Below are 18516 nucleotides of genomic sequence, written 5' to 3' on the forward strand. Positions count from 1 at the left end.
GAAGGAACGTTCAAGTACAGCATCGCGGCATGTTCATAAGGAGCCCCGTCATGCATGTACTGATCGTTCTAGCACATCCAGAGAAGCAATCCTTCAATGCCCATCTTGCCGAGGAAACGCGCCAAACGTGGATTGATCTAGGTCATGAGGCCACCTTGATCAATCTATATGGTGAAGACTTCGACCCCCGCGAGGCCGATTGGCACTACTCTGCCAGAAAAGATGTGGACAAGTTCGACGCGATGCAGGAACAGCGTCATCACTGGCACATGAACAAGCTGCCCAGCACAGTCGAGCATCATATCAGTCTGCTTTCACGAGCCGATGCCGTGGTCATCCATTTCCCATTCTGGTGGTTCGGTGCGCCTGCAATCCTCAAGGGATGGTTGGATCGTGTCTTCGTCTACGGCGGCTTGTACAAAAGTGATATGCGACATGAAGATGGCTCGATGCGAGGGAAAAAAGCACTGCTCGTTTCCACCGCTGGTGCGTCGATGCAAGCCTGCGCGCCGAATGGACGTGACGGCGACATGCGTTTGATGCTCTGGCCATTGATGTACTCGTTACATTACGTCGGCTTTGATGTCCTTGAGCCGCATTTAATCTATGGCGTTCGGGGAGGACTGGTTGCAGACGAAGAAAAACGCCAACGGGATCAATTGACACAACAGTCCCTTGAATACCAGGCAAAGCTGGCCCGCTGGACAGATTGGCCTTCGGTTCCATTCAACCGAGATGAGGATTTCACTGACGGACAGGTCTTGAAGCCGAATGCACCGGTCTACAGTCCGTTTGTTCGTCACGTGTAGCTTGATTGATCCCGCAAACAGGCTGTTTGCTCTCACTGGATTAGAGCCTCGGCGGAGTTTCCGCAGGCGTATAAGGCGTCTTTCCATCTCCATAGAACGGCTTGCGCGTGGCCTCGGCCACCCGATTGCAGAGCACGTCTCCCAGACGTCGCACGGTCGGTCTTGCATTGCTAGCGTAATTCCTCCTGGCGCGCCGGATCGGCGGCTAACTCGCTCACGGTCGGCACGCTGGCAGGCTTGGGTGTTTCCGACTGGTCGCAGGCCGTGAGACAACGGCGACTGCTCCATGTGCAGTTTCTCGGCGGCGTGGGCGAAGTGGAGTTCTTCGGCCACGGCCAGGAAGCAACGAAGATGCCGGAGTTCCATCGCGCACCTTCCCCTGTCAGCCTGCCGACCGCTGTGTTCTTGCCAGCATCAGCAGCAGGACGCAGACCAGCAGAGCAGCGCCGAGGTTGTAGAGCATTCCCGCAACGAAGGCGGAAGCGTATTGGCTCGCTTGCGCTGCCGCACCATTGCCTGCGGCCAGCGCCGCGCCGAACAGGATGCCGACCACGGCCACACCCAGCGCGGCGCCGACCTGCTGAACGGTTGAAATCACCCCTGACGCCATGCCGGCCTGGGCCTCATCGACAAAGCCCAGCACCAGGTTCAGCAGCGGCGTCATGATGAAGCCTTGCCCGGCACCGACCACGACCAGAACGGGGATCAGCCGCGTGGGCACCAGTTCCGCGCCTGCGGCTTGCACCTGGGCGATCAGCAGGCCAATCGAAACGGCATAGACCAGCGCCCCGCTGACGATGGCGGCGGTTCCCCAGCGGGCAACCAGCCGGGGCGCAGCCAGCGATGCTGCGACAAAGCCCACGCTGCACGGCGCGAAGATGCTGCCCGCCACGAAGGGATCGAGGCCCAGCCCTGTCTGCACCAGCAAGGCGAAGCACAAGAAGAACGAACTGGATGTGGAATAGACCAGCAGCACCAGCACCGCGCCCAGCGCGAAGCGGCGCTGTGCCAGCAGGCGCATGTCCACCAGCGGCAAACCACCGGCAATCCGCCGCTGCTCCTGCTGCCGGTAGAACAGCGCGAGCAACGCCGCCGCCACACCCAGCGACCCCAGGCTCCAGGCCGGCCAGCCTTGGCCCGGCCCCTCGATCAGCGGCACCAGCAGCAAGGCCAGCCCGGCGCTGACCAGTGCCACGCCCGTCCAGTCCAGGGCCGGGCGCTGCGGCGCGCGCGATTCGGGAATGCACCGCGCGGCGGCGATGGCGAACAGGCCGATGGGCACGTTGATGAGGAAGATGCTGCGCCAGCCCAGCCCGAACAGGTCGGCATGCACCAGCCAGCCGCCCAGCACCTGCCCGGCGATGGCGGCTAGGCCGAGTGTCATGCCCAGCAGGCCGAAGGCACGGCGGCTGTCGTCGCCGTCGAAGTTGACCCGGATGGACGCATAGACCTGCGGGAACAGCAAGGCGGCCGCCAGTCCCTGCAACACCCGTGCGCCGATCAGGAACCCGGCGCTGGGCGCCAGTCCGCACAAGGCCGAGGCCACGGTGAAACCCGCCATGCCGACGACGAACAACCGACGGCGGCCGAACAGGTCGCCCAGCCGCCCGCCGGTAATCAGCAGCACGCCGAACGCCAGCTCGTAACCGGCCACGATGAAACCGATCTGCGCGAAGCTCGCGCCCAGCCCGGCCTGCATGCTGGGGATGGCCACATTGACCACGAACAGGTCGAAGATCGTGACGAAACCGGCCAGCAGTAGCACGGACAACCCGAGCCACGGCGGGCCATTGACGGCGCGCTTGGGCGGCGTCGCAAAGCAGGGATTTGAGTTCATCTTGCGTATCCAGGGTAAAGACGCGATCATTCTCAAATCCTTGTTAAACAATTACAATTTAACCATTTATGCTATTACTGAAAGCAATCCCATAAGGCGATGAGAACGCTGGAACGAACGCGCGCCGATCTGGCCGCCTTTCTGCGCGCACGGCGCGAACGGCTGTCGCCTGCCGATGTGGGCTTGCCCAGCGGTGGCCGCCGACGCACGCCAGGACTTCGGCGCGAGGAAGTCGCCGCGCTCGCTGGTGTCGGCTTGACCTGGTACACATGGCTGGAACAGGGGCGCGACATCGGCGTCTCGGCCACCTTTCTGGACAACCTGGCGCGAGTGCTGAAATTGGATGCTGCCGAGCGGCGGCACCTGTTCCTGCTGGCGCACGAGAGGCCACCGGCCGAGCCAGGCAAGACATGGTGCGTGCTGCCGCCGCTGGTGCGGCGCTTGATGCACGACCTGCCGCACCCGGCCTTCGTGCTCAACCTGCGCTGGGACGTGCTGGGCTTCAATGCGCCTGCCGATGCGCTTTTCGGATTTGAAGCGCACGCGCCCGAGCGGCGCAATCTGCTCTGGCTGCTGTTCACCGATCCCGTCCTGCACGAGCGCGTGGACGCCTGGGACGAACAAGCTCCGCTGATGCTGTCCAGCTTCCGACGCGACTTTGCCCGCGCCACGCAGGAAGCGGACATTCATGAACTGGTGGACGAACTGGAACGGGTTTCGCCCGAGTTCAAGACATGGTGGCGGCAGCACGACGTTCACGCGGCCTGCAATGGCGTTCGCAAGCTGCTGATCGACGGCAAGCCCGAGCCGTTCGAGCACACCTCGCTGACCGTCGATGAAGACCGGCACCTGCGGCTGGTGGTCTATGCGCGGCAGCAGGAAGGCACTGCATCTGATCGCTGATCGGAACGGCCGCAGCTACTCGATGCACGGCCCTTCAGCCGCACGAGCGAAGGGCCGTTATTCGGCCACGGCTCGGAAGCAGCGCAGGTGCCGAAGTTCCATGATTCGCTTACCTGCCTAAATAAACCGCAGTCACCTGCGCCCTTTCATGGCCCAGTTCACGGCTGATGGTCTGCCTTGCCTCTGCATCCAGCACATGCTGGGCAGGTGTCAGCGTCCTGGCGGACGGCCCACCTGCCGCAGGGGCTTTCCAGCCCGTGAGGGCTTCATACCGGGTTTGCGCATACTGGTGACGTAGCCCATGCATACTGCTCAGGCCTGCGCTTTTGCACTGCCCATCGTAGACATGTCGTTGCTGAATGAAGGTCTTGTGTGTCGGGATCAATGACCCCAAGCCTGCCAAGCGGTGAGCGGCCTGGAGCACGTCGCGTTGTTCTGTCGTGGTGATGATCACCGTTCGCTCCCGCCCGCCCTTCGTCCACGATCCCTTGAGGGCGATGTGATCTCCCCGATCCGCGTAAATCGGCTGGAACTTGATCGCCTCCTCACGACGCAATCCGAAGACCGCCTGTAGCTGAAGGCTCATGCGCACGTGGGCATCGGTGACCCGTTCAAGACCTGTGCCCAGTTCCTGGGCCTTGCTGATATTGGTCACATAGCGACGCTCGGGTACGCCAAGCTGCGTGTTGTCCGCTGGCAGGATACCGGCCTTGCCGATCTTCTCGGCCCACCAGCGCAGGTGAGAGAGCCGATTCTTGATGGTGCCAGACGATAAGCCTTCGCCTTGCCAACGATCCAGCAGCGCCTGGACGTGCTTGCCCTTAAGCGACGATGCCTTCATTTGCCGGAAACCGGCCTCGCGCAATTGCCGGGCGGCCAGCGACAACGACCGCACGCGGTCGGCCTGCGTGGTGTAGCTGCCGTCACGGTTGCGCTGGCAAAGCTGGCGCAGGGTATAGGTCAAGTCGTCCATCGTCCGGCCTCCCGGCAAAGCGCCGTACTGTGTTGTCCTGAAACTCAATGGTTAGTGTTGGTGCCAACTCGCCAGGGCGAGATCCCGTGAGGGCAAGGGCATGGTGTTCAGGAGACACCAGAGCCTCGAATGAGGCATCCGTCTTTCTTCCTGCTGGAAGGCCGGACGGAGGTCGTGCGAGATAAACAAGCTGTCAGCGTGGATGAGTCCTCCTTTGAAGTGAGTGGGATGAGAAAAAGCGGCGAGAACCCCGTGCATTGCGCACGGATGATGACCGCAAGGGACAATGCGCCAGGCGGCGCGCAAGGGATGAGGGCAAGCAGAGGAAGAAGGCTCCGCCCATGGGTAGGGCCGGTATGCGATCGGAGCCTAGGCATACCCGGGGTGGTTCCACCCTGTTGGGCCAGCGCCTGCAGGAACCTGCGCTGTTGGGGTTGCCGATGTACAAAGCCCATCGGTCTTGGCAACTTCCCGGTCAGTGTATGCGGCCATCATCACGTCTGCCGCACACAATAGGATATAGCGTTCGCCCGCATTGTTGCTGGCTTGTGCGGGGCCGTCACTGCGGCTTGCAGTGACGGCCCATTTCGGCTTGCCTGTGCCGTGCGAAGGGCGAAGGGCGCTGCGGCAGATGTGGTTATGCCCCTGCCTGCGGCACTGACGCGGCGTTCGCCTTGTCGGCTACCTGCGCAGGGGCGGCATGGTGCCCATGCCACTTCTGCACAGGCAGCTTGTGCATGAGGCGGGTCGCACGGCATCCAAGGCGCGCCATGACTCCGAGTGGGTTTCGCGCGTAGTGGGGGTCAATGGCGGGCGCGCAAGCCGCAGCGGAGCGCAGCCGTAGGCGAGCACCGAACGGGTGAGCACCCGGCGCAGCGCACCATTGACGTCCATGCAGCGCACCAGCCTACCGGCTGGGTGCAGGGGAATGTTCTTCCCCCTGCACCCTTGCCCTTCGGCGAGAACGGCGTTCCAAGAGGCAGCGCCTCTTGGTCAAGGCCGCAGGCCGCGAAGGCAAGGCGAACTAGGCTGGGCGAGGCCGCCATCCTCGGGCCTGCATCACCTGTGCGGCAAGATCGCCCGCATTCATCGGCGCGTGGAGCATCTTGCGGATATTGGCGATGTGCGCCAGCGCCGTTTCACGCGATGCGGGTTGCGCCGCAGGTTCAGGATCGGCTTCGGTGCGGGTGGAGGCGGCAGCGCGACTTCCGGCAGGCTCAAGGGTAGGCACTACCTGCTTGCGTCCCGCCCACAGGCGGAATTCGCCCGACAAAACGCGCTTCACCAAGGCGAAGAAGTAGGCCACGACATTGCGCACGGTGCCGCTCTGGCTGCGTGCCTGCAATTCGTCCAGCACTTCCTGGCGATGTTGCGACGGTAGCCGCCGCAAGGCGGCCTGCACGTCCTTCTGTTGATTTGGCTGGGCAATGCTCAGGCAAGGCGGCAAATCCACCGGCCGCGATGCGGGATCGCCGTCATCTTCGCGCGCGCGGTACGTACGTTCTTTTTTATACATATACGTCTTATACGTACTGCCCTGCTCAGCCGTCATCTGGCGTTCGTGTCCGGTCTGTTGCGGAACAGCCGTGCTGCCAGCAGAACCGCCGGCCGATGGTGCCTGGCCTGCCGCCTGGTTCACTTGTGGCGGCGGTGGCGTAGGGGGCAAATCATCGTCATCGTGGCGCTGATCGTGAGCCGCGAGGGAAGCCGCTTCAGGCGCCTGCGGCAGTGTTGCCTGGATGTGGATGGCCACCCGATCCACCTGGTTGTTTTCGTGACCGATGGAGGCTTGCAGAAGCGCGGGCAGGCTGGCATCGAGCGCGCAGGCCTGCTGGAAGTCCAGGGCGCTTTCGTGAACCTGATACAGCTCAGTGAGCACATGGCCGGTCAGAGGGTCGCGGTGCTGGCCCACCAGACTGATCCACCCCGTCAGCCGAAGCACGATAAGAACGCGCCAAGCCGTTTCGTATCCGGCACGCTGGCCCAGCGGGGTCGAGGTGAGGTAGCGGCGCAGTTGCCCCAGGTTCGCCAGCGGGCTGATACCCTCGGCAGCGCGCAGCATGCGCAGCACCTGCCATCCGTTACGCTCCAGGGGTGTGAGGCGAGCATCGAGCATGAGCGAGGCCGGCGTGGCGAACAGGGTGTCTTGCCCCGGCGGGTTGTGACGGGTGTGATGGTCTGCCATGAGAGGTCTCCAGGGTATGGGCCGCAGCGGCCCGTTCCCCTGCATCTCATCGCGCGCCAAGCATCACGTCAGCCAACAATGCGGTCTGCGCCATAACCGTTTTATCCGGCCACGCGCAGCGCTGGCACCGGCATCCAGACTGATCTATCATCCCGATACCCCTATGGGGGTACAACTGGGGGTACTGCCAGCGATTCCCGCAAAGCCCGTGGCTCGATTTCCCCGCGAAACCTAGCATTCACGGCCTTTTGCCGACCGATCAACGTTTAAACGTGTGGCTGGGCGTGCTGGCCAGTGCCGGCGCGTTGCTGCTGATCGGCCTGGCGTGCCTGAACGAATACCTGACCAAAAAGCCTTTGGGTGAGGCCAGCGGTTACTCGCAGCAGTCGACCCAACTGGCGACCAGCCATTTGCACAACGCCGAAACCATCCAGGCCATGGGCATGCTCGGCGCGCTACGCCAACGCTGGTTTGCCCTGCACTCGCAATTCCTGGGCCTGCAAAACAGCGCCAGCGACACCGGTTCGGTAATCACCTCCCTGAGTAAATCCCTGCGTCTGTGCCTGCAATCCTTGGTGCTGGGCTTGGGTGCGTTACTGGTAATCCGTGGCGACATGACCGCCGGCATGATGATTGCCGGTTCCATCCTCATGGGCCGGGTGCTCAGCCCCATCGACCAGTTGATTGCGGTATGGAAGCAATGGAGTTCGGCCAAGCTGGCGTATCAGCGCCTGGACGAATTGCTGCGCGAATTTCCCCCTGAGGTCGAGCAGATGGCCTTGCCGGCGCCCCAGGGCCAGGTGAGTTTCGAGCAGGTCAGCGCCGGCCCGCCGGGTCAGCGCACTGCAATCTTGCATCACGTCAGTTTCACCCTCGGTGCCGGCGAAGTGCTGGGGGTGCTGGGTGCGTCGGGCTCCGGCAAATCGACCCTGGCCCGTGTGCTGGTGGGCGTATGGCCGACCCTGGCCGGCACGGTGCGCCTGGACGGTGCGGATATCCACCGCTGGGACCGCGACGACCTCGGCCCGTATATCGGCTACTTGCCCCAGGACATCGAATTGTTCAGCGGCAGCATCGCCGACAACATCGCGCGCTTTCGCGAGGCCGACCCCGAGCAAGTGGTGCACGCCGCGCAGCAGGCCGGTGTGCATGAATTGATCCTGCGCTTGCCCCAGGGCTATGACACGGTACTGGGGGACAACGGTGGCGGTCTGTCCGGTGGGCAAAAGCAACGTGTGGCCCTGGCCCGTGCCTTGTACGGCGCACCGCGCTTGATCGTGCTGGACGAACCCAACTCCAACCTCGACACCGTCGGCGAAGCGGCACTGGCCAGTGCCATCGTGCAGATGAAGGCCCAGGGCAGCAGCGTGGTGCTGGTCACCCATCGCTCATCGGTGCTGGCCCAGGCCGACAAATTGCTGGTGCTTAACGAAGGGCGCTTGCAAGCCTTTGGGCCGAGCCAGGACGTGCTGCGCGCATTGTCCGGCCAACAGGAAGCGCCGAAGGAAAAACCCGGCGTGAGTTTCAGTCGTCAGTACCAGGCCGGAAGGAATCCAGGCGCATGAGCAGTATCACTCTTGAACAACGCGACGCCGGTTTCTTTGTGCGTATGGGCTGGCTGCTGACGGTGGTCGGCGCGGGCGGTTTCTTCCTGTGGGCCAGCCTGGCGCCGCTGGATCAGGGCATTCCGGTGCAGGGTACGGTAGTCGTGTCCGGCAAGCGCAAAGCCGTGCAAACCCTCAGCCCTGGTGTGGTCAGCCGCATCCTGGTGCGCGAAGGCGAGGTGGTCAAACAAGGCCAGCCGCTGTTCCGCCTCGACCAAACCCAAAGCCAGGCCGATGTGCACTCGCTGCAAGCCCAATACCGCATGGCCTGGGCCAGTGTGGCGCGTTGGCAGAGCGAGCGGGATAACCAGAGCAGCGTGACATTCCCCGCCGAACTCAGCGCCAACCCCGACCCGGCCCTGGCGCTGGTGCTGGAAGGTCAGCGCCAACTGTTCAGCAGCCGTCGCGAAGCGTTTGCCCGCGAACAAGCCGGCATCCGCGCCAATATCGACGGTGCCGTGGCGCAACTGGGAGGCATGCGCCGCGCGCGCAGCGACCTGACCGCCCAGGCTCAGTCCCTGCGCGAACAACTGAGCAACCTGCAACCCCTGGCCGACAACGGCTACATCCCGCGCAACCGCTTGATGGAGTACCAGCGTCAGCTGTCCCAAGTGCAACAGGATCTGGCGCAGAACAGCGGCGAAAGCGGCCGGGTGGAGCAGGGCATTGTCGAGTCGCGCCTCAAGCTGCAACAGCACCGCGAGGAATATCAGAAGGAAGTGCGTAGCCAACTGGCCGATGCGCAGTTGCGCAGCCTCACCCTGGAACAGCAACTGACCTCCGCCGGTTTCGACCTGCAACACAGCGAAATCACCGCGCCGGCCGATGGCATCGCGGTCAATCTGGGCGTGCATACCGAAGGCGCCGTGGTGCGCGCCGGCGAAACCCTGCTGGAAATCGTGCCCCAGGACACGCGCCTGGAAGTGGAAGGGCATCTGCCGGTGCACCTGGTGGATAAGGTCGGCACCCATTTACCGGTCGATATTCTGTTCACCGCCTTCAACCAGAGCCGTACACCCCGGGTGCCGGGGGAGGTCAGCCTGATCTCCGCCGACCAGATGCTCGATGAAAAAACCGGCGCACCTTATTACGTGCTGCGCACGCGTGTGAGCGACGCGGCGCTGGAAAAACTCCACGGTCTGGTGATCAAACCGGGCATGCCCGCCGAGATGTTTGTGCGCACCGGCGAGCGCTCATTGCTCAATTACCTGTTCAAGCCCTTGCTGGATCGTGCCGGCTCGGCGTTGACCGAGGAATGAGCATGAGAACCCTGTTCTTCGCCTTGCTGCTCACCTGCGCCAACGCCCAGGCGGCCATGGGCCCGTTCGATGTGTACGAGCAGGCCCTGCGCAATGACCCGGTGTTCCTCGGCGCCATCAAGGAGCGCGACGCCGGCCTGGAAAACCGCACCATTGGCCGCGCCGGGCTGCTGCCACGGCTGTCGTATAACTACAACAAGGGGCGCAACAACTCCCAGGCCACCTTGCCTGATGGCCGTGGCGGCAATTATCACGACGACCGCAACTACAACAGCTACGGCTCCACCTTCAGCCTGCAACAGCCGTTGTTCGACTACGAGGCTTACGCCAACTACCGCAAAGGCGTGGCTCAGGCGCTGTTCGCCGATGAAAGCTTTCGCGACAAAAGCCAGGCCTTGCTGGTGCGGGTGCTGACCTATTACACCCAGGCGCTGTTCGCCCAGGACCAGATCGACATCGCGCGGGCCAAGAAAAAAGCCTTTGAGCAGCAATTCCAGCAGAACCGGCACCTGTTCCAGCAAGGCGAGGGCACCCGCACCGACATCCTGGAAGCCGAATCGCGCTATGAGCTGGCTACCGCCGAGGAGATCCAGGCGCTGGATGAGCAGGACGCCTCTCTGCGCGAACTGGGCGCGTTGATCGGCGTGCCGAGCGTCGATATCCACGACCTGGCGCCGCTGAATCAAGGGTTTGCCGCCTTCACCCTGACCCCGGCCAATTACGACACCTGGCATGAGCTGGCGATCAGCAATAACCCGGTGTTGGCGTCCCAGCGCCAGGCCCTGGAAGTGGCGCGTTACGAAGTGGAGCGCAACCGCGCCGGGCACTTGCCCAAGGTCACGGCCTACGCCAGTTCGCGCCAGCAAGAGTCCGACAGCGGCAACACCTACAACCAGCGCTACGACACCAACACCATCGGCGTGGAAGTCAGCGTGCCGCTGTATGCCGGCGGCGGCGTGTCGGCGTCCACGCGCCAGGCCAGCCGCGCCATGGAACAGGCCGAATACGAGCTGGAAGGCAAGACCCGCGAAACCCTGATCGAACTGCGGCGCCAGTTCAGCGCGTGCCTGTCAGGGGTGAGCAAGCTGCGCGCGTACCAGAAGGCCCTGGCGTCGGCCGAAGCCCTGGTGGTGTCGACCCAGCAAAGCATCCTCGGTGGCGAGCGGGTCAACCTCGACGCGCTGAACGCCGAGCAGCAGCTCTACAGCACCCGCCGCGACCTGGCCCAGGCGCGCTACGACTACCTCATGGCCTGGACCAAATTGCATTACTACGCGGGCAACTTGCGTGATACCGACCTGGCCAAAGTCGACGAGGCCTTCGGCCCGGTGAACCCACGCCCATAACAATAAGGACACCGTTTGATGAGCACTGACTCCTTGCGTTTCAAACCCTTCACCGCCGGTTCGCTGTTGCTATTGTCCATGACGGCCCAGGCGCAGTACCTGGAGGCCGGCCAGCCCGGTAACCCGGCCAGTTGGCGCTCGGCCGAGTACCTGAGCGACTGGGGTCTGGACCGCCTGCACGCCAACGAAGCCTACGCCGCCGGTATCGACGGCAGTGGGGTGAAGATCGGCGCACTGGACTCGGGCTACGATGCCAACCACCCGGAAGCTGACAAAGCCCGATTCCATCCGGTCACCGCCACCGGCACTTACGTGGATGGCACTCCGTTTAACACCACTGGCGCGCTGAACCCCAACAACGACTCCCATGGCACCCACGTCACTGGCACTCTGGGCGCGGCGCGCGATGGCGTGGGCATGCACGGCGTGGCCTACAACGCCCAGATTTATGTTGGCAATACCAACGCCAACGACAGTTTCCTGTTCGGCCCGACCCCTGACCCCAAGTACTTCAAGGCGGTGTACAGCGCCCTGGTGGATTCCGGCGTGCGCGCGATCAACAACAGCTGGGGCAGCCAGCCCAAGGATGTCAGCTACCAGACCCTCGGCGATCTGCACGCCGCCTACGCCCAACACTACAACCGCAGCACTTGGCTGGATGCAGCCGCAGACGTAGCCAAGGCCGGCGTGATCAATGTGTTCAGCGCCGGCAACAGTGGTTATGCGAACGCCAGCGTGCGCTCGGCGCTGCCGTATTTTCAGCCGGAGTTGGAGGGGCATTGGTTGGCCGTCTCGGGGCTGGATAAAGCCAATAACCAGAAATACAACAAGTGCGGAATCGCCAAGTACTGGTGTATTTCCACGCCGGGCGCGCTGATCAACAGCACCATTCCCGACGGTGGCTACGGGGTCAAATCCGGCACATCGATGTCGGCGCCCCATGCTACCGGCGCTTTGGCGCTGGTAATGCAACGCTACCCCTACATGACCAATGAACAGGCGTTGCAGGTGCTATTGACCACCGCCACCCAGCTTGACGGCTCGATCACCCAGGCGCCCAACACCACGGTTGGCTGGGGCGTCCCCGACCTCGGCCGGGCGATGCACGGGCCGGGGCAATTGCTGGGGGCGATGAACGTCAACCTGGCGGCCGGGCAGGCCGATGTGTGGAGCAATGGCATCAGCGACCAGGCGCTGATCCAGCGCCAGGCTGAGGACCGCGCCGAGCACGCCGCCTGGCAGCAGACCCTGATCGATAAAGGTTGGCAGAACGGCGTCAGCGCCAATGCCAGCCAGCAGGACCAGACCGACTATGGGGTCGGCAACGCCCGCGACCAGGCTGCCGCGACGCGTGTCTATGAAGGCAGCCTGATCAAATCCGGCGCCGGCAGCCTGGTGCTCAACGGCGACAGCACCTATCGCGGCGCGACCACCGTCAACGGCGGCCTGCTGGCGGTAAACGGCACAGTGACCTCGGCCGTGAGCGTCAACAACAGCGGTACCCTCGGCGGCTCGGGGCGTATTGGCGCGCTGACGGTTAATCGCGGAGGCCGGGTGACGCCGGGCAACTCCGTGGGGACCCTGCAAGTGGCCGGCGATGTGACGCTGGGCGCAGGCTCCACCTATGCCGTGGAGCTGACCCCCACCAGCAGCGACCGCATCGTGGCGGGCGGCAAGGCGCTGCTCGACGGCGGCACGCTGACCCTGGCCCTGGAAAATAGTCCGACCTTGCTCAGCGGTGCACAGGCGCAGAGTCTGATCGGTCGCCAGTACAGCATCCTCCAGGCCGCTGGCGGTATCGAGGGCCAGTTCGGTCAGGTGCTGCCCAACTACCTGTTCCTCGGTGGCAGCCTCGATTACGCCGCCGGCGGTGTGCAGTTGCAAGTGGTGCGCAACGACGCCCGTTTCGCCAGCGTCGGCGCCACGCGTAACCAACGCAACGTGGCCACCGCCGCCGAGCAACTGGGCGCGGGAAACCCGGTGTACGAAAGCATGGTGCGCAGCGAGTCTCTGGTCGCCGCGCAACAGGGGCTACAGCAGTTGTCGGGGGAGATCTACCCGGCGATCGGCGCGATGCTGATCAACGACAGCCTGCAATTGCGTGATGCGGTGGGCGAACGGCTGCGCCATGTACCCACCAGCGGCGAGCGCAACCTGTGGCTGAAGGCGCTGGGTGCCTGGGGCAAGACCGATGCGCGCAGCGAAACGGCGGGTGCCACCACCTCCCTTGGCGGCGTGCTGGCCGGTGTGGACGGCGCACTGGACGAGCAGACCCGTGTCGGCTTGGTCGCCGGCTACAGCGACAGTTCCCTGAGCCTGGGTAGCGGCACGCACTCATCGGCTTCCATCGACAGCTACCACTTTGGCGCCTATATCGGGCGGGAGTGGGGCAACTGGCGCACGACCGGCGGCGCTGCCTACAGCTGGCATCGCGGCGATGTGAAGCGCGACCTGCAATACGGCGACGTCAGCGGCAAACAGAAAGCCAAGCTGGAGGCGCGCACGGCCCAGTTGTTCACCGAAGCGGCGTATCGCATTCAACTGCAACCGCTGGCGCTGGAACCGTTCGCCAACCTGGCCTATGTGCACCTGGACAGCGATGGCTTGCACGAAAAAGGCGACGCCGCCGCCCTGCAACGCGGCAGCGACCGTCGCGACGCGGTACTCAGCACCTTGGGCGCACGCGTGTTGAAAACCGTCGCGCTCAATGACCACCAGCAGCTGGAACTCTCCGGTTCGCTGGGCTGGCAGCACAGCCTTACCGCCGTCGAATCCGAAGAGCACCTGGGGTTTGTCGCCGGCGGGCCTTCGTTCGCCGTGCGCAGTTCGCCGCTGTTGCGCGATGCCGCACTGGTGGGCGTGCAGGCGAGCCTGGCGCTGAGTGCATCGACGCGGGTCAACCTGGATTACCACGGCCAACTGGCTGGGCGTGAAAACACCCAAGGCGTGGGCCTGAGTTTGAACTGGCAGTTCTGAAGCGATCTACACACCTGCAATAAGAAAACTAAGGAAGGTCACCGTGAATATACGCAAATCAGGGGTCATCACCGCCGTACTGGCCAGCCTGGGGACGGCCCAGGCCGCACCTTATGTAGAAACCGGCAAGCTGGGCGACGCGGCGAGTTGGCGCAGCAACGAATTCAAGGCCGACTGGGGCCTGGGCGCCGTCAACGCCGACAGCGCTTATGCCGCCGGCTACACCGGCAAGGGCGTCAAACTGGGGATCTTCGATCAGCCGGTGTACGCCCAGCACCCGGAGTTCGCCAGCCCCGGCAAAGTGGTGACGATTGTCACCGAGGGCATTCGCCAATACACCGACCCGTATATTCCGGTCAAAGCCGGCGACGCGTTTCGCTATGACGGCACACCGTCCCTGGGCTCCAACGGCAAACTGGGCAACCACGGCACCCACGTCGGCGGTATTGCCGCCGGCAACCGCGATGGCGGGCCGATGCACGGCGTGGCGTTCAATGCGCAAATCATCAGTGCCGAAAACGGCGATCCTGGGCCGGAAGACGGGATCATCCTGGGCAACGACGGCGCGGTCTACAAAGCCGGCTGGGACGCTCTGGTGGCCAGCGGCGCGCGCATTATCAACAACAGTTGGGGCATCGGAATCGGTGACCAATACGCCCAGGGAGGCCGCGACCCGGCGTATCCGAATTTCACCGTCAACGAAGCCCAGGCGCAGTTCGACAATATCCGGCCGATCCTTGGCACCCTGGGCGGCGGGGCCTATGACGGTGCGATCAATGCCGCGCGCAGCGGGGTGCTGACCATCTTCGCCGCCGGCAACGATTACAACCGCAACAACCCGGACGCGATCTCGGGCCTGGCGTACTTTGTGCCGGACATCGCGCCGAACTGGCTGTCCGTGGCCGCATTGCAGCAAAACCCGGATACCAGCAGCGCCAATCCGTATGTGATCAGCACCTTCTCGTCGCGCTGCGGTTACGCGGCGAGTTTTTGCGTGTCGGCACCGGGCACCAAGATCTACAGCTCGGTGATCAACGGCACCAGCCTGGACAACCTCACCACCGACTACGCCAACTTCAACGGCACGTCCATGGCTGCGCCTCATGTGGCCGGTAGCGCGGCGGTGTTGATGGAACGTTTCCCGTATATGAATGGCGAGCAGATCTCCACGCTGCTGAAAACCACCGCCACAGATCTGGGCGCGCCGGGCATCGACTCGTTGTATGGCTGGGGCATGATCAACCTGGGCAAGGCGGTCAACGGCCCGGGGATGTTCGTTACCGCAGAGGATATTCCTGCCGAATTCCGTATCGACGGCGCGTATGGCAGCGGCCAGTTCGTTGCGGACTTGCCGGGCATCGGCGCGGTGGTCGATGCCGGCAAACCGACCCAGCGCGTCTGCAACGACGTGCACTGTGGGCTGGATGTATGGAGCAATAACATCAGCGGGCATGGCGGCCTGACCAAACAGGGCATCGGCGCCCTGGTGCTCACCGGCACCAACACCTACAGCGGCCCGACCCTGGTGAACCAGGGGCTGCTGGCGATCAACGGTTCGGTAACATCGGCTGTGACCGTCGGGCAGAGCGGTGTGCTGGGCGGCTCCGGTCGCGTCGGCTCGCTGCTGGCAACCCGCGGCGGCACGGTGGCGCCGGGTAACTCCATCGGTACGCTGAATGTGGCCGGTGACGTAACCTTCGAGCCCGGCTCGACCTATGCGGTGGAACTGTCTCCTACCAGCAGTGATCGCATCGTGGCCGGTGGTACCGCCACCCTCAACGGCGGCACTGTGACCCTGGCTCTGGAAAACAGCCCGACTCTGCTTAGTGGCGCCCAGGCGCAGAGCCTGATCGGTCGCCAATACAACATCCTGCAAGCCGCCGGAGGTATCAACGGCAGCTTTGGCGCGGTTCTGCCGGATTATCTGTTTATCGGCGGCACCCTGGACTACGCCGCCTCGGGCGTTCAACTGGATGTCGTGCGCAATGCCAACAGCTTCGCCAGTGCCGCGGTTACCGATAACCAACGCGCCGTTGCGGCTGCCGCTGAGCAATTAGGGGCGGGCAATGCGGTGTATGAGAGCCTGCTGACCGCGCCGAATGCCGCTTCGGCGCAGGACGCGTTCCAGCAATTGTCCGGTGAAATCTACCCGGCGCTGCAGACGGCACTGCTCAATGACAGCCGTTACCTGCGCGAAGCCGTGGGCGAGCGCTTGCAGAACGGCGAGATGGGCGCCACCAGCCAGACCGTCGACAGCCGTGGCAACGTGTGGGTCAAGGCACTGGGCGCGTGGGGCAAGACCGACAGCCGCAGCGACACCGCAGGCTATACCACCTCCATCGGCGGCATGCTCGCCGGGGTCGACGGCGCGCTGGATGACGACACCCGCCTGGGTTTGGTCGCCGGTTACAGCGACACCTCGCTGAATATGGGCAGTGGCACCCACTCGCGGGCAGCGGTGGACAGCTACCACTTCGGTGCGTACGCCGGGCATGAGATCGGCGCCTGGCGCCTGAGCGGCGGCGCTACCTACAGCTGGCATCGCGCCGATGTGAAACGCGACCTGCAATACGGTGAGGTGGCTGGCAAGCAGAAAGCCAAAGTCGATGCGCGCAGCACCCAGGTGTTCGGCGAAGCGGCGTACCGCGTCAACCTGCAACCGCTGGCCCTGGAGCCGTTTGCCAACTTGGCCTATGTGCATCTGGACACCGATGGCGTCACCGAAAAAGGCGACGCCGCCGCGCTGAAAACCCGTGACGACCGCCGCGACCTGGTGCTCAGCACCCTCGGTATGCGCGCCCTGAAAACCTTCAACGTCAATGACCACCAGACACTTGAGGTGTCCGGCACCTTGGGCTGGCAGCACAACCTGAGCAGCGTGGACGCCGAACAACACCTGGCATTTGCCTCGGGCGGTCCGTCGTTTGCCGTGGAAAGTGCGCCGATGGCCCGTGATGCGGCCTTGGTGGGTGCTCGCGTAAGCCTGGCGTTGAGCAAGGACGCGCGGGTGAATTTTGACTACAACGGCCTGTTGGCGAGCAAAGACAAGGTGCATGGCGTGGGCTTGAGCCTCGACTGGGCGTTCTGAGCCGAGAGCGGGTTTGCTGTGGCAAGCCCGCTCACTATCAGGACAAGCGTTTAGAGGGTGATGGACGTTCTCGATAAATTTAACAACAAGAGAGGCAATATCATGGGTGTGTTTGACTATAAAAACCTTGGGGCCGAGGGCTCCAAGGCCTTGTTTGCCGATGCCATGGCGATCACGTTGTATACCTACCACAACCTGGATAACGGCTTTGCCGTGGGCTACCAGCACAATGGCCTGGGCGTCGGCTTGCCGGCTACTCTGGTCGGCGCATTGCTCGGCAGTACGGACTCCCAGGGTGTGATCCCAGGCATTCCCTGGAACCCGGATTCGGAGAAGGCCGCGCTCGAAGCGGTGCAGAAGGCCGGCTGGACGCCCATCAGCGCCAGCACCCTCGGGTATACCGGCAAGGTCGACGCCCGGGGCACGTTCTTCGGCGAGAAGGCCGGCTATACCACGGCCCAGGTCGAGGTGCTGGGCAAGTACGATGACGCGGGCCAGTTGCAGGAAATCGGCATCGGTTTTCGCGGCACGTCTGGCCCAAGGGAGACGCTGATCACCGACTCCATCGGCGATCTGGTGAGCGACCTGCTTGCTGCGCTGGGTCCCAAGGATTACGCAAAGAACTACGCCGGCGAAGCATTCGGCGGCTTGCTCAAGAACGTCGCCGAGTATGCGGCGGCCCACGGTCTGAGCGGCCAGGATGTGCTGGTCAGCGGCCATAGCCTCGGCGGCCTGGCGGTCAACAGCATGGCCGATTTGAGCGAGGCCAAGTGGTCCGGGTTCTATAAGGACGCCAACTACTTGGCCTACGCCTCACCGACCCAGAGTGCCAGCGACAAGGTGCTCAATATCGGCTACGAAAACGACCCGGTGTTCCGCGCTTTGGACGGCTCATCCGCCAACCTGTCGACGCTCGGTATTCACGACAAACCCCACGAGTCCACCACTGACAACATTGTCAGCTTCAACGATCACTACGCCTCGACACTGTGGAATGTGCTGCCGTTTTCCATCGCCAATCTGCCGACCTGGATCTCGCACTTGCCGACCGGCTACGGCGACGGCATGGGGCGCATTCTGGAGTCCGGGTTCTATGAACAGATGAGCCGGGACTCGACGATTATCGTGGCTAATCTATCCGACCCGGCACGGGCCACCACTTGGGTGCAGGACCTGAACCGCAACGCCGAACCGCACACAGGCGACACTTTTATCATTGGCAGCGATGGCGATGATCTGATCCAGGGCGGCAAGGGCGCGGACTTTATCGAAGGCGGCAAGGGTAACGACACAATCCGCGACAGCAGCGGGCATAACACCTTTTTGTTCAGCGGCCAGTTTGGGCAGGATCGAATTATCGGTTATCAGCCGACGGATAAACTCGTGTTCCAGGGTGTGGCGGGCAGCGGGGATTACCGTGATCACGCCAAGGTGGTGGGTGGGGATACGGTGTTCAGTTTCGGGGCGGACTCGGTGACGTTGGTGGGCGTTAGCGGGGTGTTGGGGGAGGGGGTTGTGATCGGCTGAAGGGGCAGG

Annotated in this window: 10 protein-coding genes and 3 pseudogenes; 8 read left to right on the top strand and 5 right to left on the bottom strand. The window is 63.5% G+C overall.

Annotated features, from left to right (window positions below):
* Nucleotides 1–50 precede the first annotated feature (50 nt).
* On the top strand, nucleotides 51–809 hold the full coding sequence (locus YA0848_RS02535; RefSeq protein ID WP_033981973.1) for an NAD(P)H-dependent oxidoreductase: 759 nt from the start codon (nucleotides 51–53) through the stop codon (nucleotides 807–809).
* A gap of 40 nt (nucleotides 810–849) precedes the next feature.
* Here YA0848_RS02535 and YA0848_RS35850 read toward each other — a convergent pair.
* The 3 genes and pseudogenes from YA0848_RS35850 to YA0848_RS02545 all read right to left on the bottom strand — a co-directional run.
* Nucleotides 850–1078 (bottom strand): annotated as a pseudogene (locus YA0848_RS35850) (entry exclusion lipoprotein TrbK); the annotation flags it as partial.
* Nucleotides 1073–1175 (bottom strand): annotated as a pseudogene (locus tag YA0848_RS02540) (LysR family transcriptional regulator); the annotation flags it as partial. The pseudogenes YA0848_RS35850 and YA0848_RS02540, both read right to left, overlap by 6 nt.
* 16 nt (nucleotides 1176–1191) lie before the next feature.
* A complete protein-coding gene (locus tag YA0848_RS02545; RefSeq protein WP_033981975.1) occupies nucleotides 1192–2646 on the bottom strand; it encodes an MFS transporter in 1455 nt (484 codons plus the stop codon).
* A 99-nt stretch (nucleotides 2647–2745) separates the two neighbouring features.
* Here YA0848_RS02545 and YA0848_RS02550 point away from each other — a divergent pair, with 99 nt between their 5' ends.
* Nucleotides 2746–3549 carry a helix-turn-helix transcriptional regulator gene (locus YA0848_RS02550; RefSeq protein ID WP_033981977.1) on the top strand — a complete coding sequence of 268 codons (804 nt, stop codon included), beginning with the start codon at nucleotides 2746–2748 and terminating at the stop codon, nucleotides 3547–3549.
* A 109-nt stretch (nucleotides 3550–3658) separates the two neighbouring features.
* Here YA0848_RS02550 and YA0848_RS02555 read toward each other — a convergent pair whose 3' ends face one another.
* Both YA0848_RS02555 and YA0848_RS02560 read right to left on the bottom strand, forming a co-directional pair.
* Nucleotides 3659–4522, bottom strand: a complete 864-nt coding sequence (locus YA0848_RS02555) for an integrase domain-containing protein (RefSeq protein WP_033981979.1) — start codon at nucleotides 4520–4522, stop codon at nucleotides 3659–3661.
* A gap of 1024 nt (nucleotides 4523–5546) precedes the next feature.
* Nucleotides 5547–6707: an STY4528 family pathogenicity island replication protein gene (locus YA0848_RS02560; RefSeq protein WP_033981980.1), complete on the bottom strand. Its 1161-nt coding sequence runs from the start codon at nucleotides 6705–6707 to the stop codon at nucleotides 5547–5549.
* 269 nt (nucleotides 6708–6976) lie between these two features.
* On the opposite strand from YA0848_RS02560, the pseudogene YA0848_RS02565 reads away from it, so the two are divergent.
* The 6 genes and pseudogenes from YA0848_RS02565 to YA0848_RS02590 all read left to right on the top strand — a co-directional run.
* Nucleotides 6977–8272, top strand: a pseudogene (locus YA0848_RS02565) (type I secretion system permease/ATPase); the annotation flags it as partial.
* A complete protein-coding gene (locus YA0848_RS02570) occupies nucleotides 8269–9570 on the top strand; it encodes an HlyD family type I secretion periplasmic adaptor subunit (RefSeq protein ID WP_169902536.1) in 1302 nt (433 codons plus the stop codon). The pseudogene YA0848_RS02565 and the gene YA0848_RS02570, both read left to right, overlap by 4 nt.
* A 2-nt stretch (nucleotides 9571–9572) precedes the next feature.
* The gene (locus tag YA0848_RS02575; protein WP_034097797.1) at nucleotides 9573–10916 is read left to right on the top strand and encodes a TolC family outer membrane protein; all 1344 of its coding nucleotides are present in this window, start codon (nucleotides 9573–9575) and stop codon (nucleotides 10914–10916) included.
* Between the two features lie 18 nt (nucleotides 10917–10934).
* The gene (eprS, locus tag YA0848_RS02580) at nucleotides 10935–13892 is read left to right on the top strand and encodes an autotransporter serine peptidase EprS (protein ID WP_169902537.1); all 2958 of its coding nucleotides are present in this window, start codon (nucleotides 10935–10937) and stop codon (nucleotides 13890–13892) included.
* Nucleotides 13893–13935: 43 nt separating this feature from the next.
* Entirely contained in the window at nucleotides 13936–16980 is a 3045-nt protein-coding gene (locus tag YA0848_RS02585; protein WP_040268304.1) for an autotransporter serine protease, read from the top strand.
* Nucleotides 16981–17082: 102 nt separating this feature from the next.
* Nucleotides 17083–18507 (top strand): polyurethane esterase, encoded by a 1425-nt coding sequence (locus YA0848_RS02590; RefSeq protein WP_169902538.1) that lies wholly within the window; start codon nucleotides 17083–17085, stop codon nucleotides 18505–18507.
* Nucleotides 18508–18516 lie beyond the last annotated feature (9 nt).

Origin of the sequence: Pseudomonas sp. S4_EA_1b (genome assembly GCF_016307435.1) — a bacterium.
Taxonomy (GTDB): Bacteria; Pseudomonadota; Gammaproteobacteria; order Pseudomonadales; family Pseudomonadaceae; genus Aquipseudomonas; species Aquipseudomonas rhodesiae.